The organism is Novosphingobium flavum (assembly GCF_014230315.1).
GTDB lineage: Bacteria > Pseudomonadota > Alphaproteobacteria > Sphingomonadales > Sphingomonadaceae > Novosphingobium > Novosphingobium flavum.
In genome coordinates this window covers 90,848-112,881 of record NZ_JACLAW010000004.1, presented here as the reverse complement: position 1 = coordinate 112,881, position 22,034 = coordinate 90,848, and the positions used below count along the sequence as shown (strand labels likewise).

The following is a 22,034-nucleotide window of genomic DNA, read 5'->3' as shown; positions in this document are numbered from 1 at the left end:
CCGGTCCCGGGCGGATCAGAAGAACAGGATCCCGCCCACAGCCACGGCATCGCTCTCGGCACGGTTGCCGGAGTGAGCCACCGACTTCGAATGGATGTACTCGCTGATCAGCGTCACCCAGCTGGTCAGGTTGTAGCGGACCTGTCCGACATAGCTCGAATTGACCCGGACGAGGTTGGGATTGGCAAGAGCATCGGCGGCATTGGCATGGCGAAGCGAGGATTCGCCGTAGCTGCCGCCCACCGCCAGCTTGCCGAACGTGGCCAGCGCCTGGGCGTAGAAACCGTGGCTCTTGCGCGGATTGCCGAAGACATCGGTATCGAACAGGCCGAACACGGTCGTGCCGAGGCCCTTGGCGGTGTAGTAATATCCGGTCAGCGCGACCGGGCCGACCGTCACCTTGCCGCCAAAGTCGATCCCCTGCCCGGTAAAGCTGCCGCCGGCCACCATGTCGTGCTTCTGGGTCACGCCCGAAACCCACAGGTGCGTGGCGACGCCGCCGAAATTGCCGTCATGGGTCAGCTTGGCCTGGAAGCCCGGTGAGCCGTTGCCCTGGGCGGGCCCGGTCAACGACGAGAGCGGCTGGAACACCCCGGCCGAGAACTGCGCCCCGCCGAACTTGGGCGAGGAATAGGTGATCTGCGGCTGGAAGTCGGTGTAGATGTAGCCGCTGCCGATCCGCCCGAGGGTGGTGTTGGCCGGCGCGACGTTCCCGCCCGGCGCGCCCGACGACAGCAGGGTGATGTCGTTCAGGATCGCCTCCGAACCGAACAGGCCGATGTCGCGGCCGATCTTGATCGTGCCGAAGCCCGGCTTGCCGAAGGTCAGGTAGGTCTGGCGAAAGTCGATCCCGGCTGTGGCCAGCGCGGTCGGCTGCCCGCCGTTGTTGGCGCCCAGCGTGCCCCATGCGGCCGAGTTGATCCCCGGATACATGCCGAAGAAGGCGCCGATGTCCCAGCCTTCCTGCTTGGTCGAGACCGAGACGGTGAGGAAGCCCGGCAGCAGGCCGTTGCGGACCGCGCTGGAGTTCTTGGTGCCGACGCTGGCGATGCCGCCGGTCACCGCAGTCGTGGCCGAGGGCGTGCCGGGATTGTCGTGCACGTAGAAACCGTTGACCGAGCCGCCGAACTTGATCGTGGCCGGCCCGACCTCGAGCCCGATGCCGCTCTCGGTCATCCGCACGAAGCGGCTCGTGTCCGCGTTCCCGGCGGCGCCGGACGCGGCCGGCGGCGGCGCTGCCTGCTCGGCCCGTTCCTGAGCCAGCAGGGCCTGGTATTCCTCGGTGGTGAGGATGCCCTTTTCATGCAGCCTAAGCAGCAGGGCCTCGCTGGTGCCGGCAAGCGCGGGCGCGGCCGTTGCCGCAAGTACGCCGAGCGCAACGGAACTGCGCAGCAAGATGCGCGAAAACATGATCCTTCCCCCTTCATTTTCAGGTGTCGTCTGTCCTGCGACTGGGGGGAGCATGCTGCGCAGCGCGAAGCCGCGATATTGGACTTTGGTTGTTGTCCTTTGGACCAATTGCCTTGGGAAATTTTCGTGGAATGGCCGCGAAAACGCGGACGTCAGTTCCTGATGGCGACGCCCCACGGCCCCTCGCCGGCGGGGACCGTCGCGGTGACCTTCATCGCCGCGATGTCGATCAGCGAAAGGTTGTCGCTCACCCCGTTGGCGACCAGCGCCATGGTGCCGCCGGGCAGCACCGCGAGGTGCCACGGCCGCTCGCCCACCGGCACATAGCCGCGCACCGTCCCGCTTTCCGCGTCGACCACGGCGACCATGTTGGCCCGCCCCAGCGCCACCAGCGCGGTCCGGCCATCGGGCGTGAAGCGGATGCCGCAGGGCATGACCTTGTAGGAGGCCACCCCCGGCGGGTGAAACGCGATGGTCCGCGCCGCCGCCCGCGTTGCGACATCGACCACATGGACCGTCCCGCCCATCTCCGCCGCGATCCACACCCGCGCGCCGGACGGCTCGAACTCGATATGGCGCGGGCGCGCGTCGGTCGGCATCTCCTCGATCACCTTGCGCGCGGCAAGGTCGATCCAGGCCACGGCATTGTCCTCCTCGCTGGTTACCAGCAACCACTTGCCGTCCGGGCTCTCGGCGATGCCTTCCGGCTCCTTGCCGACCGCGACCTGCCACGCCACCCGCCGCGCGGCGAGGTCGATCGCGGTTACCGCCGCGTCATCCTCGTTGGCGACAAACAGCAGCTGGCCGCCCAGCGCGGGGTAGAACTGCTCCGGGTCCGCGCCCGAGGGCAGCGTGGCGACGAGCGCCCCGGTCGCCGGATCGCGCACCTCCACCGCATTGTCCGCGCTGGCGCAGATCAGCAGGTACTTGCCGTCGCGGGTCATGGCGATGCCGCGCGGACGCTTGCCCACGGGCCATTCGGCCACGGCCTTGCCGCTGGAAAGATCGACCACGGTCACGGTCGAGGACCGCTCGTTGCTGACATAGGCGCGCGCGGCCGGGGGCCCGTCCTGTGCCCATGCTGCGGGCGCGGCGAGCGCAGCAAGCCCCGCAACAAGCGTGGCAAGCGGCACGGCGATTTTCAGGCTTCGTTCCATCATGGCCACGAAACTATGTCCAATCGCCGCGCGGCGAAATGGCACCTTGGTCTTGTACCATGGTCCAATTGGTTGGTGGGCGCCGCGCCCGTTATCCAGTGAGTCAATCGGGGACCGGGAATCCCCGCAAAGTCGCAGAGGATGACCTGACATGACCATCACCCTTGGCCGAGCGGCGCTGGTCGCGGCCGCCAGCACCCTGATGCTTTCGCTTGCCGGCAACCTTCAGGCCCATGGCAATGTCACCCCGCAGGCGGTCGACACCACGGCCCTGCCCGACATTACCGGCGGCAACGACGCCTGGATCGAGCGCGACCCCTACAAGGGCAATGCCGCGGCAATCAAGATCGGTGAATCCGCCTACAACCAGAACTGCGCGCGCTGCCACGGGATCGAGGCGATCTCGGGCGGCATCGCGCCGGACCTGCGCTACCTCGAGCTCGGCGATTCCGGCGACGAGTGGTTCATCCAGCGCTTCCGCCACGGCTCCAGCCGCGACGGCAAGGTCTACATGCCGCCGATGGGCGAGGTCCTCGGCCAGAAGGCGGGCTGGGCGATCCGCGCCTGGCTCGAAACCAAGCACACGGACGATTGATCCCATGGCCCGGGATCGCCGGTCCCTGCTAAAGGGCCTTGCCGCCGCGGCGGGCACGCTGGGCCTGTCCACCGCGTTCGGCCCCGCGCGCCTCGGCGCCGCGCCGCTCGAGAAAGTGAAGGAACTCGGCGTGCTGCGCGTCGGGCTCTATGCCGACAACCGGCCATGGTCGTGGGAAGACCCGTCCAGCAATGGGGGCCAGCCCGCCGGGATCGACGCCGACCTCGCCCGCGCCCTCGCCGAAACGCTGGGCCTGCGCGCCGACATCGTGCTGTTCGCCGCCGGCGAGGACCTGTCCGACGACCTGCGCAACGTCGTCTGGCGCGGCGGCCTGCTCGGCTTCAAGCCCTGCGACGTCATGCTGCACGTGCCCTTCGACCGGGCGATCATCCGGCAGGAGGACAACGTCTTCTTCCTCGCCCCCTATTGCCGCGAAAGCTTCGGCGCCGCCTGTTCGCGCGGCGGCAACTGCGAGGCGATGCCGGCCAGCTTCAAGGGCCGCCCGGTCGCGGTCGAACTCGCCTCGATCCCCGATTTCTACCTGCTCGGCCATGCCGGCGGGGTTCTGGCCAGGGATCTCGTCCATCTCTCCACCGGCTACGGCGCGGTGAGCGCACTGGCCGAGGGCCGCGCCGACTTCGCCGTGGCGACCACCGCGCAGATCGAGGCTGCCGTTGCCGATCATCCGGGGGCGGGAATCCAGGTCCGCAAGTCTGCCCTGCCGATGATGCTTTCGCCCGGCTGGGACATCGGCCTCGCGGTCAAGGAAAACTCGCGCACCCTCGGCTCCGCGCTCGAGGATGCGATCGACGCGATGATCGCCAGCGGGCGCCTCAAGGCAATCTTCTCACGTCACGGGGTCGAATGGCGCCCGGCCATGGCGGCCCAGCCGCAGGGCTGAACGCCTTGGGCTGACCGCACACCGGGCCCGATCGCCGGCGTGACAACAGGGGGACGGGGATATCGACTGCGACCGATATCCCCCGAACCCCCGTGCCCGCGCCGCACCCGTGCTGCGCAGCATTTTCCCCGCCCCGCCTCATCCCAAGGTGCAATTGCCCGCCCCGCCCCCGGGTCTAGGCTGCCTCCCAGCGACCGGGGCAGAGGGGGGAACTTCCCGCAGGCATCAACCCCGGCGGCAGACCCCAACAATGGAGGGACAGGATGAAGCGGCGTTACTCACAGATCATCGGCACGCTCGCGGCGGCCACCAGCCTCGTCGGCACCCCGCTCGCAGCGGCCGGACCGACCAGCACGGACATCGACAACGACGCCGCCACACCGGGCGACGTGATCAGCTATGGCCTCGGCCCCTGGGGCCAGCGCTTCAGCTCGCTCGACAAGGTCAACACCGCCAATGTCGCCAAGCTGGTACCGGCCTTTGCCGCCTCGCTCGGCGGCGAAAAGCAGCGCGGCCAGGAAGCCCAGCCGATCGTCTACGGCGGCATGATCTACGTGACCGGCTCCTATTCGCGCGTCTTCGCCTTCGATGCGCGCACCGGCGAGAAGAAGTGGGAATACAACGCCCGCCTGCCCGACGGGATCATGCCCTGCTGCGACGTGGTCAACCGCGGCGCCGCGATCCACGGCGACAAGATCGTCTTCGCCACGCTCGACGCGCACCTGATCGCGCTCAACCGTGAGACTGGCAAGGTCGTGTGGAACAAGAAGATGGCCGACTATACCGCCGGCTATTCGGCCACGGCGGCCCCGCTGATCGTCAAGAACATGGTGATCTACGGCAATTCGGGCGGTGAATTCGGCATCACCGGCGCGGTCAACGCATACAACGTCGATACCGGTGAGCTCATCTGGTCGCGCCCCACCATCGAGGGCAACATGGGCTCCCTCAATGGCAAGGACAACGGGATCACCGGCAAGACCAACGCCACATGGCCGGGCGACCTGTGGAAGACCGGCGGCGGCGCCACCTGGCTGGGCGGAACCTACGATCCGGCCACCAACCTGATCTACATGGGCACCGGCAACCCCGGCCCGTGGAACAGCCATCTGCGCCCTGGCGACAATCTCTACACTTCCTCGACCATCGCCGTCGATGCCGATAGCGGCGTGATCAAGTGGCACTACCAGACCACCCCGCACGACGGCTGGGACTTCGACGGGGTGAACGAGTTCATTCCCTTCGACGCCACGATCGGCGGCAAGCCGATGAAGCTCGGCGCCAAGGCCGACCGCAACGGCTATTTCTACGTGCTCGACCGGGTGACCGGAAAGTTCGTCAGCGCCAGCAAGTTCGTCGCCCAGACCACCTGGGCCAACGGGATCAACGCCAAGACCGGCCGGCCCAACTACGTCGACGCCAACCGGCCCGGCGCCCCGGCCGGGGCCGACAAGGGCTCGGTGGTCTTCGCCAGTCCCTCGTTCCTCGGCGGCAAGAACTGGATGCCGATGGCCTATTCCAAGGACACCGGCCTGTTCTACATCCCCTCGAACGACTGGGGCATGGACATCTGGAACGAGCCGATCGCCTACAAGAAGGGCGCGGCCTATCTCGGCGCCGGCTTCACGATCAAGCCGATCGCCGACGATCACATCGGCGCCCTGCGCGCGATGGACCCGGCCACGGGCAAGATCGTGTGGGAATACAAGAACTCCGCGCCGCTGTGGGGCGGCGTGCTCACCACCCACGGCAATCTCGTCTTCACCGGCACGCCCGAAGGCTATCTCAAGGCCTTCGACGCCAAGACGGGCCAGGAACTGTGGAAGTTCCAGACCGGCTCGGGCGTGGTCGGCTCGCCGATCACCTGGGAACAGGACGGCGAGCAATATGTCGCGGTGATGAGCGGCTGGGGCGGCGCCGTTCCGCTGTGGGGCGGCGAAGTCGCCAAGACCTTCAAGGAGATCAGCCAGGGCGGCATGCTCTGGGTGTTCAAGCTGGCCCGCTAAGGGGCGGCAATAGCAACCTGGCGCGCCGGCCTGTGCTCTCACGAGGCTGGCGCGCCGACTTTCCCCGGGTTACATCCAGCGATGAGTGCAACGGTCGTCATGAGTGCCAACATGGACGAAATCGCCAGTCCCGACCGCGTGCTGATCGTCGACGATCACTCGCTCGTGCGCGATGGGCTGCGCTCGATCTTCGACGATGCCTTCCCCGCCTGCGAGATCCTCGAGGCGGACAGCCTCGAAAGCGCGCTGGCCACGCTGGCCGCCGCCGGCGAGGTGGACCTCGTCCTGCTCGACCTCAACATCCCCGACGTCTCGCACCTCTCCGGACTCGAACAGCTGCGCGACCGTTTCCCCGCCACCCCGGTGGTCATGGTCTCGGGCGTGACCGATCGCCACGTCGTGCGCGATGCGCTCAAGGCCGGCGCCGCCGGCTTCGTGCCCAAGTCCCTCAAGCGCGCGGCCATCGTCGAGGCGCTGCAACTCGTGCTCTCGGGCGAGATCTACATGCCGGACCTGCCGGGCGACGAAGGCAATGCCGAGGAAGACATGATCCGCGCCCGGATCGACAGCCTGACCCCGCAGCAGCGGGTCGTCCTCTCCCACCTCGTCGCCGGCCGCCTCAACAAGCAGATCGCCTACGAGATCGATGTCTCGATGACCACGGTGAAGGCCCACGTCTCCGCCATCCTGCAGAAGATGAACGTCTTCTCGCGCACCCAGGCCGTGATCATGGCCGGCAAGGTCGGCTTCAGGGACTGATGCCCCCTCGTCATGCCAGCGAAGGCTGGCATCGCTCGCATGGTCAGAACCCCTGAACCCAATCTAAAACCGTCGTCATTGCGAGCGACCGCAGGTCGCGCGGCAATCCAGGGCCGTTGCGGAACGCCGCCCTGGATTGCCGCGGGGCTTTGCGCCTCGCAATGACGAAGGAATATGACGATGCCGCGCCCTAGATCACATCCATCTGGCTGAGCAGGGCCCGCAGCTTGGCCGGCTTGACTGGCTTGTGCAGCACCGGCAGCGCCCGGGCGGCCAGCAGGGCCGCGGTCTCCTCGCCCCTGTCGGCAGTGATCACCATGGCCGGGATCGCGCGCCCGGCCCGCGCCCGCAGCAGGGCCACGGCCTCGTCTCCGGTCATTCCGTCGTCAAGGTGATAGTCGGCGATGAGCAGGGCCGGCCCCTGCTCCAGCGCCGCAAGCGCCGCCGGCTCGTCAGGCCCGCCCGCCACGACCACGTCGAGCCCCCAGTTCTCGAGCAGCGCTTCCATGCCGGAAAGGATCGCCGGGTCGTTGTCGATGATCAGCACCAGCCCGCCATCGCCGGCCGCCGCCCGCACCGAGGCCGCCGCCGGCTCGTCCGCGGCCATGATCGGTTCGGCCATGGGCAGGCGCACCGAGAAGGCGGAGCCCTGCCCGGGCGCGCTCTCCAGGCCGATCTCGTGACCGAGCATGGCCGAGACCCGGCGCACGATGGCAAGGCCCAGCCCCTTGCCGGGGATCTTCCGGGTGCGGCCGACCCGGCGAAACTCCTCGAAGATCTCCTCGCGGTCCTGCCGGGCGATGCCCGGGCCCGTGTCGCGCACGGTCACCGCGATGTCCCCGCCCTCGGCCGTCACCTCGACCGAAACCCGGCCCGCCTCGGTATAGCGGATCGCGTTGGAGACAAAGTTCTGCAGCACCCGCCGCAGCAGGCGCGGGTCCGAGCGCACCCAAAGCCCGGTCTCGGCCACGTCGAAGGCCAACCCGCCGGACTGGGCGAGCGGCGCGAACTCGACCCTGAGCGCGTGAAGGATCGGCCCCAGCGCCACTTCGGCCACCTCGGGCTGGACCGCACCGGCATCAAGCCGCGAAATTTCGAACAGGGTCTCGAGCAGGTCCTCGACCGAATCGAGCGCGGTCGAGGCCTGCCGGACCAGGCTCTCCTCGCGCTCGGGCAGGTCGTGCCCGCCCATGGCCGAGACGAACAGCCGCGCCGCGTTGAGCGGCTGAAGCAGGTCGTGGCTGGCCGCGGCAATGAAGCTGGTCTTGGAGCGGTTGGCGGTCTCGGCCTCGTTCTTGGCCTCGACCAGCTGGCGGTTGACCTCGACCAGCTCGGCCGTGCGCTCGGCCACCCGCCGCTCCAGCGTCTCGGCGGTCTCGGTCAGGGACTGCTGGAACTGCACGTGGTCGGTCACGTCCTCGAAGGCGACCACCATGCCGCCATTGTTGAGCGGGACGGTGCGGATCACGAAATGGCGCGCCCCCATCCGGCAAGCGGTCGCCACCCGTTCGTCGCCGCCCTCGCGCCAGGCCAGCGCCTCGCCCCGGTCAAGCCCGCAATGGTCCCGGCACCAGCGCTCCAGATCCTCGTGCGTGTCGATGCCCGGCCCGGCCACCTCGTCGTCGAAACCCAGCAGGTGATGAACCGCGTCGTTCCAGCCCTGCAGCCGCCGCCGCGCGTCGAACAGGCAGACCCCTTCCGACAGGGTATCGAGCGTCGCCTGCAACGCCACGTTGCGCTCGGCCAGTTCCAGCGCGCGCTGGCGGGCATCCTCGGCCTTGACCGAGGTAATGTCGGTATAGACCCCGACGATTCCCCCGTCCGTTGTCCGCAGCTCGCTGATCTGCAGCCAGCGCCCGTCGGCCATGGCCTGCACGTGCGCGCCCTCGGCCCGGCGGTGCTTGGCGATGCGCTCGGTCAGCCAGCGCTCGGGCGCGATGTGCGAGCCGATCGTCGTGCCGGAATGGACCGTGCGGCTGGCCAGCTCGGAAAATTCCGGGGCGTCCTCGCGGATCGCCTCGAACTCGGGGAAGAGCTTCAGGAAGGCGCGGTTGCACAGGACCAGCCGGTCATCGGGATCGAACAGCGCGAAGCCATCTGAAAGCGATTCGATCGCATCGCGCAGCATGACCCGCGCCGCAGTGGCGGCGGCATGGGCCGCGCCCAGCTCGGCATTGGCATCGCCCAGCCGGTCGAGCGCATCCTCCAGCGCGCGGGTCCGCTCGCGCACCACAGCCTCCAGCGAGATGGCGGTCTCGAACATCGAGAAGGCCCCGCCCTGCATGTCGGTCGACCGCTCGACCCGGTCGATCAACACAGCGTTGATCTTCTCGAGCTGGGCCACGCGTTGACGCAGGCGCGCGACCTCGTCCTCATCCTGCGCCGCCACGGCCCCGAGCAAACGTCCCTCCATCACCGGCCGATCGCAAGACCGCTGAAGGTCTGGTTCATATGCGCGGCAAAGAACTGCTCGCCATAGGTGTTGAAGCCCAGCACCCGGTTCTCGGTATAGAGCGCCGAAACCTCGCGCACGATCTGGCGGTCCTCGGCGTCGAGCCGGTTGAGCACGCAGTCGAAGCCGATGATGTGGTCGATCTCGCCGACCTTGCCGGCCACTTCGGCAAACAGTGTGCGCATTCCCGCCACCCGGTCGACCGGCTCGCCGATCGACAGCACCACCCCGGTATCGATCGCGCAGTAGAAGGTCAGCGATCCGTCCGGGTTGGCCGACTGGATCGAGCGGACATGGGCTTGCCCCCCGGTCCGCACCATCGGCGGGTAAGCGGCGAAGAAATGCGCGTCGAGTTCCCGCGCGGCGCTGCCCGACAGGCGCAGGTACTCCTCGGCGGCGGGCGCGGCGTTGATCTCAAAGACCGTGCGGGTTTCGGCATCGGCCGCCGTCACCACCATCTTGGCCTGCCCCGGCCGATAGTGATTGGCGCAGAACACGTGCATCGGCCGGCGGCTGGTAAGCAGCGCCACCACCGCCGCGTCGGTGTGGAAACGCCCGTCGTGGAGCACGCCGGTCTCCTTGAACGAGAGCCCGTCGCCGCTCGACCCGCCGATCAGCTTGATGTCGCCCAGCGCGTGCTGCGCGGTCATGGTCAGCAGTTCCTCGCGGTGAGACAGCCCGTCGACGAGGAACAGAGCCACCTGGTGCAGGTTCTCGAAAGCGGCATGGTCGAGCCGGGCGCCCGCCACCAGCCGCCGGATCGCGCCCTGCGCCCCCTCGGGATCGAAACGATCAAGATCGTCGAAGCGCAGCACGCTCATCGAGAAGCTGTCGGCCGGAAAGCCGATCAGCACGATGGACTCGGTGTCGTAGCCGCGCGTCGTCAGTTCCCCGGCGCTGGTGCAGCCGATCACCGCCACGCCCGGCAGGGCCTCGGTCAGGGCGCGAGCCAAAGCCTCGCGCGGATAGGCATGCGAACAGAACACCACCGCCCCCGCAAGGTCCTCCCCGCCGATGGCCGCGACCAGTTCGGCCACGGCAGCAGCCGGCTCCGCCGCGCGCGAAGCGCACGTGACGAGCGGACGGACTCCGGCCTGGACCTGCAAATTCATGGCTTTCTCTCCAAGCGGCGTCTCTGTCTTCCGGACGCTTCGCCCAACCCGTAACCTGTCCTTCCTATCTAGGCCGTCGCGGGGGTTTCGCCAAGCAGCAAGCCCCGCGCGCCCCTCAGCGGCCCTGCGCCTCGGCCTCCGCCGCATCGCCCCGCACCGGCTCGCCCGCTGCTGCCAGCGCGGCGCATTCCGCGTCGGTGAAGATCCGGCTGCGGATGATGAAACGCACGCCCTCCGGCGCCTCCAGGCTCATTCCCGATCCCCGCCCCGGCACCACGTCGATGGTCACTTGCGTGTGGCGCCAATATTCGAACTGTGCCGCCCCGATCCACACCGGGGTATCGCCGATGAGCCGGCCCAGCAGCACGTCCTGCCCGCCAAGGCGGAACTCGCCGGCCACGAAGCACATCGGCGCCGAACCGTCGCAGCACCCGCCCGACTGGTGGAACATCAGCTCCCCGTGCCTTTCCCGCAGCCGCCCGATCCAGTCCTCGGCCGCCGCCGTGGCAAGTACCCGCGCCGGCAGGCCCCTCGTCATGACGCAAAAGGACGACGGATGACCCGAAGGTCATCCGTCGTTTCCAGGAGCCCGGCGGCTGGGGAGTTACTGCTGGGGTGCGCCGCCGGACGGAGAGCCTGTTGTGCCCGCTGGGGCATCAGAAGAAGCCAAGGGCCTTCGGGCTGTAGCTGACCAGCAGGTTCTTGGTCTGCTGGTAGTGGTCGAGCATCATCTTGTGGGTCTCGCGCCCGATGCCGGACTGCTTGTAGCCGCCGAAGGCCGCATGGGCCGGATAGGCGTGGTAGCAGTTCGTCCACACGCGTCCGGCCTGGATGCCGCGGCCGAAGCGATAGGCGCGGGTCCCGTCGCGGCTCCACACCCCGGCACCAAGGCCGTAGAGCGTGTCGTTGGCGATCTCCAGCGCCTCCTCGTCGGAAGAGAACTTGGTCACCGAGAGTACCGGACCAAAGATTTCCTCCTGGAAGATCCGCATCTTGTTGTGGCCCTCGAGCACGGTCGGCTGGACGTAGTAGCCCTGCGCCATGTCGCCCTCGTGCCGCGCGCGCTCGCCGCCGGTCAGCACTTTTGCGCCCTCGTCGCGGCCGATCTGTATATAGCTCAGGATCTTCTCGAGCTGGTCGTTGGACGCTTGGGCCCCGATCATCGTCGCGGGATCGAGCGGGCTGCCCAGCTTGATCGCCTCGACCCGGGCAATCGCCTTTTCTATGAAGGCGTCATAGATCGATTCGTGCACCAGCGCCCGGCTCGGGCAGGTGCAAACCTCGCCCTGGTTGAGCGCAAACATGGCAAAGCCTTCAAGCGCCTTGTCGAGGAAGTCGTCATCCTCAGCCATCACGTCGGCAAAGAAGATGTTGGGGCTCTTGCCGCCCAGTTCCAGCGTGCAGGGAATGAGGTTTTCCGAGGCATATTGCATGATCAGGCGGCCGGTCGTGGTCTCGCCGGTGAAGGCGATCTTGGCGATCCGCTTGTTGGTGGCGAGCGGCTTGCCCGCCTCGATCCCGAAGCCGTTGACGATATTCAGCACCCCCGGCGGCAGCAGGTCGGCGATCAGCTCGGCCAGCACGAGGATCGACATCGGGGTCTGCTCGGCCGGCTTGAGCACCACGCAGTTGCCCGCCGCCAGCGCCGGGGCCAGCTTCCACGCGGCCATCAGGATCGGGAAGTTCCACGGGATGATCTGGCCGACCACGCCCAGCGGCTCGTGGAAGTGATAGGCCACCGTGTCATGGTCGATCTCGGCGATCGAGCCTTCCTGCGCCCGCACGCAGGCGGCGAAATAGCGGAAGTGGTCGATGGCGAGCGGAATGTCGGCGGCGGTCGTCTCGCGGATCGGCTTGCCGTTGTCGATCGTCTCGGCCAGCGCCAGCCGGTCGAGGTTGGCCTCCATCCGGTCGGCGATCTTGAGCAGCACGTTCGACCGCTCGGTGGTCGAGGCCTTGGCCCAGCCGTCCTTGGCGGCATGGGCCGCGTCCAGCGCCAGTTCGATGTCCTCGGAGGTGCCGCGCGCCACCTGGCACACCGGCTGGCCGGTCACCGGCGAGATATTGTCGAAATACTGTCCCCGCACCGGCGCGACCCATTGGCCGCCAATGAAGTTGTCGAACTTGTCGCGGATGAGCGAAGCACCCGAGAACTTGCTCATGGCCTGTTCCAGCATGATCCTGTAACTCCCAGTAAGGTTCCCAAGCGGCCCCTTCGGGCCGTCTGACCTCACCTTGCGCCTGTCGCCACACGCGGCCAATTGGACCTTGGAACAAGACGAAGAGGATGCCCGGATGATCCGCCTGTCTCGCCTGATGACCGCCGCCGCCCTCCTCGCCCTGCTCCCGGCTGGACCGCTCGCGGCCCAGCAGCCCGCACCCATGGTGAGCCCGGCGCCGATGATGGGCCCGGCCAGCGCGCCGCTCCCGCGCAAGCTCCCCGCGCCGGAACTGGCCGCCCTGCTCAGGAAGGGCGGCTATGTCCTGCTGATGCGTCACACCAATTCGCCGAACGAGCGCCCCACCGCCGCCACGGCCGAACCCGGCAACACCGCGCTCGAACGCCAGCTCGATGCCAAGGGCCATGCCGATGCCCGCGAATTCGGCGCGGCGATCAAGCGCCTCGGCATCCGCTTCGGCAAGGTCTATGCCTCGCCCACCTTCCGCGCCCGCGCGGTCGTGGCCGACGCCGGCCTCACCGCCAGCGAAACCCCGGCCTTCCTCGACACCCCCACGCCCGAAACCCGCGAAGCCTCGGCGGCCGCGCTCACCGCCCTGCTCAAGCAGCCAGTGCCCAAGGGGGCCGACGTGGTGATCATCACCCATTTCCCCAATGTAACCGCCGCCCTCGGCCCCGAAGGCCGCGGCCTCGGCGAAGGCGATGCCGCCGTGATCAAGCCGGAGGGCAAGAGCTTCACCCTCGTCGGCGCCCTCGCCATCGGAGACTGGGCGACACTCGGACGCTAGACTTTACCCCTCCCGCAGGCGGGAGGGACGCGAGACTTGAGAGGCCGGAGGCCAAGCTAGTCGCAGCGGGGTGGGCTTCGGAGCGGCCTCTTCACCCTCAACATTCCGGCCTCTCACTGCGCAGCGGGTCCGGCCCGAAAGCGGCCACTCGTCAGTCTAGGCAATCAGCCCGCCAGCCGAGCCAGCGCTTCATCCCGGCCGATCAGCGGCAGCAGCGCCGCCATGTCCGGCCCATGCTCGCGCCCGGTCAGCGCCAGCCGCAGCGGCAGGAACAACGCCTTGCCCTTGCGCCCGGTCTCATCCTTGAGCGCCCCGGTCAGCGCCTTCCACACGCCGCCATCCCAGACAATCCCGGCCAGAACCTCGCCCGCGCGCCGCACGAAAGCGGCGTCCTCGCCGTCCAGCCAGGCCGAGGGAACCGGCCCGGTCACCACAAGCCACCAGTCCGCTGCCTCGCCGATATGGGCAAGGTTCGGCCGGATCGCCTCCCACGCCGCCTCGCCCATGCCTTCGGGCAAAAGGTGCGAAACCCGCGCGAACGGCAGGTGATGCACGATCCCGGCATTGACCCGGTGCAGTTCCGCCTCGTCGAACCGCGCCGGGGCCCGCCCGAAAGTCGCCAGATCGAACGTCTCCAGCAGCGCCGCCCGGTCGGCCACCGGCTCGACCGGCAGCGAAGTGCCCAGCCGCGCCAGCAGGGCGACCAGCGCCTCGGGCTCGATCCCCTCCTCGCGCAATTGCGCCATGCCGAGCGACCCCAGCCGCTTCGACAGCTTGCCCTCGGCCCCGGTCAGCAGCGCCTCATGGGCAAAGGCCGGCACCTCAGCGCCCAGCGCCTCGAACATCTGCACCTGCGCCGCCGTGTTGGACACATGGTCCTCGCCCCGCAGAACCTGCGTCACGCCCATATCGATATCGTCGATCACGCTGGGCAGCATGTAGAGCCACGAACCATCGGCCCGCCGCACCACCGGATCGCTCATCAGCGCCGGATCGAACTTCTGGCTCCCGCGCACCCCGTCGACCCATTCGATCGGCTGGCCGTGATCAAGCAGGAAGCGCCAGTGCGGCTTTTCCCCCGCCGCCGCCTTGGCCGCATGATCCGCCTCGCTCAGCGCCAGCGCCGCCCGGTCATAGACCGGCGGCAGCCCCCGCCCCAGCCGCACCTTGCGCTTGAGGTCAAGCTCCTGCGCCGTCTCATAGCAGCGATAGACCCGCCCGCTTGCCACCAGCCGCGCGAACTCGCGCTCATAAAGCGCCCCGCGCGCCGACTGCCGCTCCTCGCCGTCCGGCACCAGCCCGAGCCAGTCCAGATCGGCCCGGATCGCCGCGACAAATTCTTCCCGGCTGCGCTCCGCATCGGTATCGTCGATCCGCAGCAGGAACCGGCCGCCCGCTTTACGGGCCAGCATCCAGTTGTGCAGCGCCGTGCGGATATTGCCGACATGCAGCAGGCCGGTCGGCGACGGGGCAAAGCGGGTCACGGTGGTCATGCGCGGCGCCTTACCGCGCCGCGCCCGCCAGCGCTAGGCCGCGTCCGTCACGCGCTCCGGAAAGCGTGCGTGATCGGATAGCGCCGATCCCGCCCGAAATTGCGGCTGCCCAGCTTCACCCCCGGCGGGGCCTGGCGGCGCTTGTATTCGGCGAGGTGGAGCAGGCGCTCGATCCGCGCCACCGTGGCATGATCGAACCCTTCGCTCACCACCTGAGCGACCGACTTCTCGTGCTCGACCAGCCCGAGCAGGATCGCGTCGAGCACGTCATAAGGCGGCAGCGAGTCCGAATCCTTCTGGTTCTCGCGCAGCTCGGCCGTCGGCGGTTTGGTGATAATCGTGTCCGGCATGACCGGCCCCTCGCGCCCCAGCCCGATCTTGGGCTTGTGCTCGTTGCGCCAGCGGCTGATCGCGAAAACGGTGGTCTTGTAGGCGTCTTTCAGCGGGTTGTAGCCGCCGGCCATGTCGCCATAGATCGTGGCATAGCCCACGCTCATCTCGCTCTTGTTGCCGGTGGTCAGCAGCATCGGCCCGAACTTGTTGGAGAGCGCCATCAGCGTCACCCCGCGAATGCGCGATTGCAGGTTCTCCTCGGCCAGATCCGGCGCGCGCCCGTCGAACACCGGGGCCAGCATCCCCGTATAGGCCTCGACCGCGGGGAGGATCGAAACCGTGTCGTAGCGGCAGCCGATCAACTGCGCGCATTCGGCCGCGTCCGCCAGGCTGTCGTAGCTGGTAAACCGGCTCGGCAGCATCACCGTCCAGACCCGGTCCGGCCCCAGCGCGTCAGCCGCGATCGCCGCGCAGATCGCGCTGTCGATCCCGCCCGACAGGCCCAGCACCACGCCGGGAAACTTGTTGCGGTTCACATAGTCGCGCAGCGCCATGACCATGGCGCAATAGATGTCCTCGGGATGGTCGGCCAGCTTGGCCACCTCGCCCCGGTCGCAGCGCCAGCCCTGCGCCGTGCGGGTCCAGCGGGTCTCGACGATCCGCTCCTCCCAGTCGCACAGCTGCACGGCCAGCGTCCCGTCGCCGTTGATCACGAAGCTCGCCCCGTCGAACACCAGCTCGTCCTGCCCGCCGACGCGGTTGACATAGGCCAGCGGCAGCTTGGTATCGACCGCGCGCAGCTTGGCCACGCCGTCGATCCGCAGGGTATCCTTGTCGATCTCGTAAGGGCTGCCATTGGGGCAGATCAGGATCTCGGCCCCGAAATCGGCCAGGTGCCGGCACACGTCCGGATGCCAGATATCCTCGCAGATCGGCACCCCGATCATCACCCCGCGAAACACGATCGGCTCGGGCAGCGGCCCCGGCTGGAACAGGCGCACCTCGTCGAAAGTGCCGTAATTGGGCAGCTCGTGCTTGAAGCGGATCGCCGCCACGCGCCCCTGGTCCAGCAGGGCCACGCCATTGTGCAGCGCCCCGTCCTGCACGAAAACGGAGCCGACCAGCATGGCCGGCCCGTCCGCCGCCGTTGCCTCGGCCAGCCGCTCCAGCTCCGCCGCCGCCCGCTCGATCAGCGCGGGCTTGAGGATCAGGTCCTCGGGCGGATAACCGATCAGGTGGAGTTCGGGAAAGACGATCAGGTCCGAGCCCTTGGCCTTGTCGCGCGCCGCGAGCATGGACCGGGCATTGCCGACAATATCGCCGACAGACTGGTTGACCTGGGCGAGCGTGATCCTGAGCGTATCGACCATGGCCCCTGCCTAGAGCCGGATCGCCACGCGGGCAATCACTGTTCCCCGCCTTGGCCCCTCCCGGACCTCAGGTTAAGGTTCCTGCGTTATACAGGCACCGATGTACGCCCCGCCGCCTCCCCGCCAGCGCGCCACTGCCGCCCTCGCCGCGGCCGCGCTGGTTGGCGGCATGGTGCTCGCCCTCGCCGCCGGCCTCGCCCCCCGCTGGCAGCAGGCCCTCGCCCCGGCCCTGACGGCGGTCGACTTCGTCGCCCCGAAAGCACCGGTACCCCCGCCCCCGCCCAAGCAGCCCCCGCCCCGTCCCACGCCCGAAAGCGCGCCCACCGGCAGCCCCGCCCCGCGCAATCTGCGCAACAAAGCCACCCCCGTCTTCACCCCGCCGGTCCAGCCCCCGCTCGTAACCCCGCCCCCGATCGTTGCCGCCCCGCTACCCAACCTGGGCAATGCGGCCCAGACCGGCGCCTCCGACCTCGCCGGTCCCGGCACCGGCGCGGGCGGGATCGGCAATGGCACGGGCGGCGGCGGAAGCGGCGGCAACGGTAATGGCGGCGCCGTCACCGGCCCGCGCCAGATCCGGGGCAACCTCTCCTATGGCGACCTCCCCCAGGGCCTCGTTGCCTCCGGCCAGGAAGCCGCGGTCGCCGTGCGCTACACCGTCAACCCCGATGGCACAGCCAGCAACTGCCGGATCGACGAATCCAGCGGCTTTCCCGCGCTCGACGCCACCGCCTGCCGCCTGATCGAGCAACGCTTCCGCTTCCGCCCGGCCCGCGACCGCGCCGGCAAGGCGGTCAGTTCCACCGTCGCCGAGGAACACGTCTGGGTGCACTCGCCAGAAGGGGAGTGACGGCAACCTGAAGGTCGCTTTAGGTTATTCCGACTTCAGGCGGCAGGCCCCGCAAAGCGGAATAATTTCGCAAGAAGACAAAGTCTTATGCAGGTGCCATTGCCCCTACACCCCAAAACGTCTCCCGGCGGCAGTGCAGCGCGGAAGGTCGCCCCACGCACCGCCCCATGCGCCGGAAGACGGCAAGGGGCCTGGGGCAATGGCCCCAGAATCCCTTTTCATCTTCCTCGATTTTCATAGCTGGGCGTAGTCCGACGGGGCCCAAAAACCAAAAGCCCCGCCGGATCGCTCCGGCGGGGCCTTCGCGTTCAGGCGGGAACGCGGGGCTTATTCGCCCTCGGTGCCCTCGATCAGGTAATCGCCCGCGTCCGCGTCAGTGCCGTGGGTTTCACCCTCGACCTCGCCCAGCGGATCGTTGCCGATCGCGGCTTCCGGTCCCTGAGCCAGTTCCGCGGCATGCTCTTCAGCGGCCGACTGCGGGGCGATCAGGCTTTCCTGCAGCTTGCGATACTGGGCGCGCAGCGCGGCGTCGCGGCTGGAAGCGGCCACGCGCAGACGGTTCATGCCCGCGCCGGTACCGGCGGGGATGAGACGGCCAACGATGACGTTTTCCTTCAGACCGATCAGGCTGTCGCGCTTCCCTTCAACCGCCGCCTGCGTCAGCACGCGGGTGGTCTCCTGGAACGAGGCGGCCGAGATGAACGAACGGGTCTGGAGCGAGGCCTTGGTGATGCCGAGCAGCACCGGCTTGCCTTCCGCAGGGCGCAGGCCCTCGATCAGCTTGCCGTTGATCTCGTCCATTTCCTCGCGGTCGACCTGCTCGCCGGCGAGCAGCACGGTGTCGCCGCCGTCGGTGATCTCAACCTTCTGCAGCATCTGGCGAACGATCACCTCGATGTGCTTGTCGTTGATCTTCACGCCCTGCAAGCGGTAGACTTCCTGGATTTCCGCGACGAGGTATTCGGCCAGAGCCTCAACCCCGAGCACTTCGAGGATGTCGTGCGGATCGGGCGAGCCCGAGATCAGGTTGTCGCCCTTCTTGACCCAGTCGCCTTCCTGGACGTCGATCACCTTGGACTTGGGGATCAGGTATTCCACCGGATCGCCCTCTTCCGGGATGATCGCGATCTTGCGCTTGGCCTTGTAGTCACGGACGAACTCGATCCGGCCCGAGATCTTGGCGATGATCGCGTTATCCTTCGGCTTGCGCGCCTCGAACAGCTCGGCCACCCGCGGCAGACCGCCGGTGATGTCGCGGGTCTTGGCGGCTTCGCGCGAAGCACGGGCGAGCACGTCGCCGGCCTCGACCGACTGGCCGTCTTCCACCGACAGCGTCGTGCCCGGTGCCATCAGGTAGCGGGCAGCTTCGCCGCTCGCATCGTCGAGCAGGGTCAGGCGCGGACGCAGGTCCTCCTTCTTGGCGCGGCTGGTCGAGCGGTTCTCGGTCACGACGCGGCTGGTCATGCCGGTCGCTTCGTCGGTCAGCTCGGTCAGGGTGCGCCCGTCGATCAGGTCCTGATACTTCACGATACCCGGCTTTTCGGTGATCACCGGGGTGGTGAACGGGTCCCACTCGGCCAGGCGTTCGCCCTGGGCCACCTTCGCGCCGTTCACGTGCAGCAGGTGCGTACCGTAAGGCACGCGGTGCAGCGCGCGTTCGCGGCCCTCGGTATCCAGAACAACGATCTCGCCGTTGCGGGCGAGCGACAGGCGGCGGCCCCGCTTGTCGGTGATCGTCGGGATATCGCGGTATTCCACGGTACCCTCGCAGATCGCTTCGAGGTGTGAGGTTTCGTTGACCTGCGCCGCGCCGCCGATGTGGAAGGTACGCATGGTCAGCTGGGTGCCCGGCTCACCGATCGACTGGGCGGCGATGACGCCGACCGCTTCACCGATGTTGACCGGAGTACCGCGGGCAAGGTCGCGGCCGTAGCAGGTCGCGCAGACGCCCTGTTCGGCCTCGCAGATCAGCGGCGAACGGATGCGGGCGCCCTGCGGCCCCACTTCCTCGATCTTCGCCACGGCCGCTTCGTCGAGCAGGGTGCCCTTGGCGACGACGACATTGCCTTCCTTGTCGGTGATGTCCTCGGCCAGGGTGCGGCCCAGGATGCGCTCGCCGAGCGAGGCGATGGTCGAACCGCCCTGCACGATCGCCCGCATTTCCAGCGCGCGCTCGGTGCCGCAATCATTGATGATGACCACGCAGTCCTGCGACACGTCGACCAGACGGCGGGTCAGGTAACCCGAGTTCGCCGTCTTGAGCGCGGTGTCGGCCAGACCCTTACGGGCACCGTGAGTCGAGTTGAAGTACTCGAGAACGGTCAGGCCTTCCTTGAAGTTCGAGATGATCGGGGTCTCGATGATCTCGCCCGAAGGCTTGGCCATCAGCCCGCGCATCCCGGCCAGCTGCTTCATCTGGGTCGGCGAACCACGGGCACCGGAGTGGCTCATCATGTAGATCGAGTTGATCGGCTTCTGGCGGCCGGTCTCCTCGTCGATCGGCGAGGCCTTGATCTCGTCCATCATGGCCGCGGCCACCTGGTCGCCGCAACGGCTCCAGGCGTCGATGACCTTGTTGTACTTTTCCTGCTGGGTGATCAGGCCGTCCTGGTACTGCTGCTCGTAGTCGGCCACCAGTTCCTTGGTCTTGTCGACCAGCTCCACCTTGCTGTCGGGGATGATCATGTCATCCTTGCCGAAAGAGATGCCGGCCTTGAACGCGTGGCGGAAGCCCAGCGCCATGATGGCGTCGGCGAACAGCACCGTGTCCTTCTGGCCGGTGTGGCGGTAGACTTGGTCGATGACGTCGCCGATTTCCTTCTTGGTGAGAAGGCGGTTGACGACCTCGAAGGGCACCTTGTGGCTCTTGGGCAGGCATTCGCCGATCAGCATGCGGCCCGGCGTGGTCTCGAACCGGCGCATGTACTGCTGGCCGGCCTCGTCGGTCTGCGGCACGCGGGCCGTGATCTTCGAGTGGAGCGTCACCGCCCCTGCTTCCAGCGCCTGGTGCACTTCGGCCATGTCGGCAAACTTCATGCCTTCGCCCGGCTCGTTCTCGCGGTCGAGCGAGAGGTAGTACAGGCCCAGCACCATGTCCTGCGAAGGCACGATGATCGGCTTGCCGTTGGCGGGCGAGAGGATGTTGTTGGTCGACATCATCAGCACGCGCGCTTCGAGCTGGGCTTCCAGCGAAAGCGGCACGTGGACGGCCATCTGGTCACCGTCGAAGTCGGCGTTGAAGGCCGAGCAGACCAGCGGGTGCAGCTGGATCGCCTTGCCCTCGATCAGGACGGGTTCGAACGCCTGGATGCCAAGACGGTGCAGCGTCGGCGCACGGTTCAGCAGGACCGGGTGCTCGCGGATCACCTCGTCGAGGATGTCCCAGACTTCCTTGCGCTCCTTCTCGACCCACTTCTTGGCCTGCTTCAGGGTCATCGACAGACCCTTGGCGTCAAGGCGGGCATAGATGAAGGGCTTGAACAGCTCGAGCGCCATCTTCTTGGGCAGGCCGCACTGGTGCAGCTTGAGTTCCGGCCCGGTCACGATGACCGAACGGCCCGAATAGTCGACGCGCTTGCCGAGCAGGTTCTGGCGGAAGCGGCCCTGCTTGCCCTTGAGCATGTCGGACAGCGACTTGAGCGGACGCTTGTTGGCACCCGTGATCACGCGGCCACGGCGGCCGTTGTCGAACAGGGCGTCGACCGCTTCCTGCAGCATGCGCTTTTCGTTGCGGACGATGATGTCCGGCGCGCGCAGCTCGATCAGCCGCTTCAGGCGGTTGTTGCGGTTGATGACCCGGCGATAGAGGTCGTTGAGGTCCGAGGTCGCGAAGCGGCCGCCGTCCAGCGGCACCAGCGGACGCAGTTCCGGCGGAATGACCGGGACGACGTCGAGGATCATCCACTCCGGACGGTTGCCGGATTCGATGAAGCTCTCAACCACCTTGAGGCGCTTGATGATCTTCTTGGGCTTCAGTTCCGACTTGGTCTCGGCCAGTTCCTTGAGCAGGTCTTCCTTTTCCTGCACGAGGTCGAGGCTCATCAGCATGTGCTTGACCGCCTCGGCGCCGATCCCGGCCGAGAAGGCGTCCTCGCCGTACTCGTCCTGGTAGTCGTAGAGCTCGTCCTCGCTCAGCGTCTGGTACTTCTCGAGCGGGGTCAGGCCCGGCTCGATCACCACGTAGGACTCAAAGTAGAGGATGCGCTCGAGGATCTTGAGCTGCATGTCGAGCAGCAGGCCGATGCGCGAAGGCAGCGACTTCAGGAACCAGATGTGCGCGACCGGAGCAGCCAGCTCGATGTGGCCCATGCGCTCGCGGCGCACCTTGGTCACGGTGACCTCGACGCCGCACTTCTCGCAGACGACGCCCTTGTACTTCATCCGCTTGTACTTGCCGCAAAGGCACTCGTAGTCCTTCACCGGCCCGAAGATGCGGGCGCAGAACAGGCCGTCACGCTCCGGCTTGAAGGTGCGGTAGTTGATCGTCTCCGGCTTCTTGATCTCGCCGAAGGACCACGAGCGGATGCGCTCCGGGCTCGCGATGCCGATCTGGATCTGGTCGAAGGTTTCGGGCTTCGCCATCTGGTTGGTGAACTTGGTCAGGTCGTTCATGTCTTCGTGTCCCTCTAGGGG

Annotated in this window: 15 protein-coding genes; 6 read left to right on the top strand and 9 right to left on the bottom strand. The window is 67.7% G+C overall.

All coding sequences use genetic code 11. The features are described 5' to 3' along the window. Window positions 1-15: 15 nt before the first annotated feature. Entirely contained in the window at window positions 16-1,410 is a 1,395-nt protein-coding gene (locus tag H7F51_RS06385) for a porin family protein (protein ID WP_185663404.1), read from the bottom strand. Between the two features lie 152 nt (window positions 1,411-1,562). Further along, window positions 1,563-2,567 carry a PQQ-dependent catabolism-associated beta-propeller protein gene (locus tag H7F51_RS06380; RefSeq protein ID WP_185663573.1) on the bottom strand — a complete coding sequence of 335 codons (1,005 nt, stop codon included), beginning with the start codon at window positions 2,565-2,567 and terminating at the stop codon, window positions 1,563-1,565. A gap of 151 nt (window positions 2,568-2,718) precedes the next feature. Between H7F51_RS06380 and pedF the strand changes: the two genes are divergently transcribed. From pedF to H7F51_RS06360, 4 genes are all read left to right on the top strand, one after another. Beyond that, window positions 2,719-3,162, top strand: coding sequence for a cytochrome c-550 PedF (gene pedF / locus H7F51_RS06375; RefSeq protein WP_185663403.1), 444 nt, complete (start codon window positions 2,719-2,721; stop codon window positions 3,160-3,162). A gap of 4 nt (window positions 3,163-3,166) precedes the next feature. Beyond that, window positions 3,167-4,063, top strand: a complete 897-nt coding sequence (locus H7F51_RS06370; protein ID WP_185663402.1) for a substrate-binding periplasmic protein — start codon at window positions 3,167-3,169, stop codon at window positions 4,061-4,063. Window positions 4,064-4,326: 263 nt separating this feature from the next. After that, window positions 4,327-6,069 (top strand): methanol/ethanol family PQQ-dependent dehydrogenase, encoded by a 1,743-nt coding sequence (locus H7F51_RS06365; protein WP_185663401.1) that lies wholly within the window; start codon window positions 4,327-4,329, stop codon window positions 6,067-6,069. Window positions 6,070-6,180: 111 nt separating this feature from the next. Further along, complete coding sequence (locus tag H7F51_RS06360) at window positions 6,181-6,828, top strand: response regulator transcription factor (RefSeq protein WP_246447913.1); 648 nt, start codon at window positions 6,181-6,183, stop codon at window positions 6,826-6,828. 190 nt (window positions 6,829-7,018) lie between these two features. Here the strand turns inward: H7F51_RS06360 and H7F51_RS06355 are convergent, their stop codons facing one another. The 4 genes from H7F51_RS06355 to adh all read right to left on the bottom strand — a co-directional run bounded on the left by H7F51_RS06355 (window position 7,019) and on the right by adh (window position 12,569). After that, entirely contained in the window at window positions 7,019-9,241 is a 2,223-nt protein-coding gene (locus H7F51_RS06355; protein WP_185663399.1) for a hybrid sensor histidine kinase/response regulator, read from the bottom strand. Next, window positions 9,241-10,392: an FIST N-terminal domain-containing protein gene (locus H7F51_RS06350; RefSeq protein WP_185663398.1), complete on the bottom strand. Its 1,152-nt coding sequence runs from the start codon at window positions 10,390-10,392 to the stop codon at window positions 9,241-9,243. Before H7F51_RS06350 ends, H7F51_RS06355 begins: the two co-directional genes overlap by 1 nt. Window positions 10,393-10,507: 115 nt before the next feature. Further along, window positions 10,508-10,930, bottom strand: a complete 423-nt coding sequence (locus H7F51_RS06345; protein ID WP_185663397.1) for a DUF779 domain-containing protein — start codon at window positions 10,928-10,930, stop codon at window positions 10,508-10,510. 118 nt (window positions 10,931-11,048) lie between these two features. Continuing rightward, on the bottom strand, window positions 11,049-12,569 hold the full coding sequence (gene adh / locus H7F51_RS06340) for an aldehyde dehydrogenase (RefSeq protein WP_185663396.1): 1,521 nt from the start codon (window positions 12,567-12,569) through the stop codon (window positions 11,049-11,051). 118 nt (window positions 12,570-12,687) lie between these two features. Here adh and H7F51_RS06335 point away from each other — a divergent pair, with 118 nt between their 5' ends. Beyond that, on the top strand, window positions 12,688-13,359 hold the full coding sequence (locus H7F51_RS06335) for a histidine phosphatase family protein (RefSeq protein WP_185663395.1): 672 nt from the start codon (window positions 12,688-12,690) through the stop codon (window positions 13,357-13,359). A 164-nt stretch (window positions 13,360-13,523) separates the two neighbouring features. Here H7F51_RS06335 and gltX read toward each other — a convergent pair whose 3' ends face one another. Both gltX and H7F51_RS06325 read right to left on the bottom strand, forming a co-directional pair. Then, entirely contained in the window at window positions 13,524-14,852 is a 1,329-nt protein-coding gene (gltX, locus tag H7F51_RS06330; protein ID WP_185663394.1) for a glutamate--tRNA ligase, read from the bottom strand. A gap of 47 nt (window positions 14,853-14,899) precedes the next feature. Beyond that, window positions 14,900-16,555, bottom strand: a complete 1,656-nt coding sequence (locus H7F51_RS06325; RefSeq protein ID WP_185663393.1) for an NAD+ synthase — start codon at window positions 16,553-16,555, stop codon at window positions 14,900-14,902. A 100-nt stretch (window positions 16,556-16,655) separates the two neighbouring features. On the opposite strand from H7F51_RS06325, the gene H7F51_RS06320 reads away from it, so the two are divergent. Then, window positions 16,656-17,402 carry an energy transducer TonB gene (locus H7F51_RS06320; protein ID WP_246447909.1) on the top strand — a complete coding sequence of 249 codons (747 nt, stop codon included), beginning with the start codon at window positions 16,656-16,658 and terminating at the stop codon, window positions 17,400-17,402. Window positions 17,403-17,729: 327 nt separating this feature from the next. Here H7F51_RS06320 and rpoC read toward each other — a convergent pair whose 3' ends face one another. Continuing rightward, window positions 17,730-22,013, bottom strand: coding sequence for a DNA-directed RNA polymerase subunit beta' (gene rpoC, locus H7F51_RS06315; protein WP_185663392.1), 4,284 nt, complete (start codon window positions 22,011-22,013; stop codon window positions 17,730-17,732). Window positions 22,014-22,034: the final 21 nt, after the last annotated feature.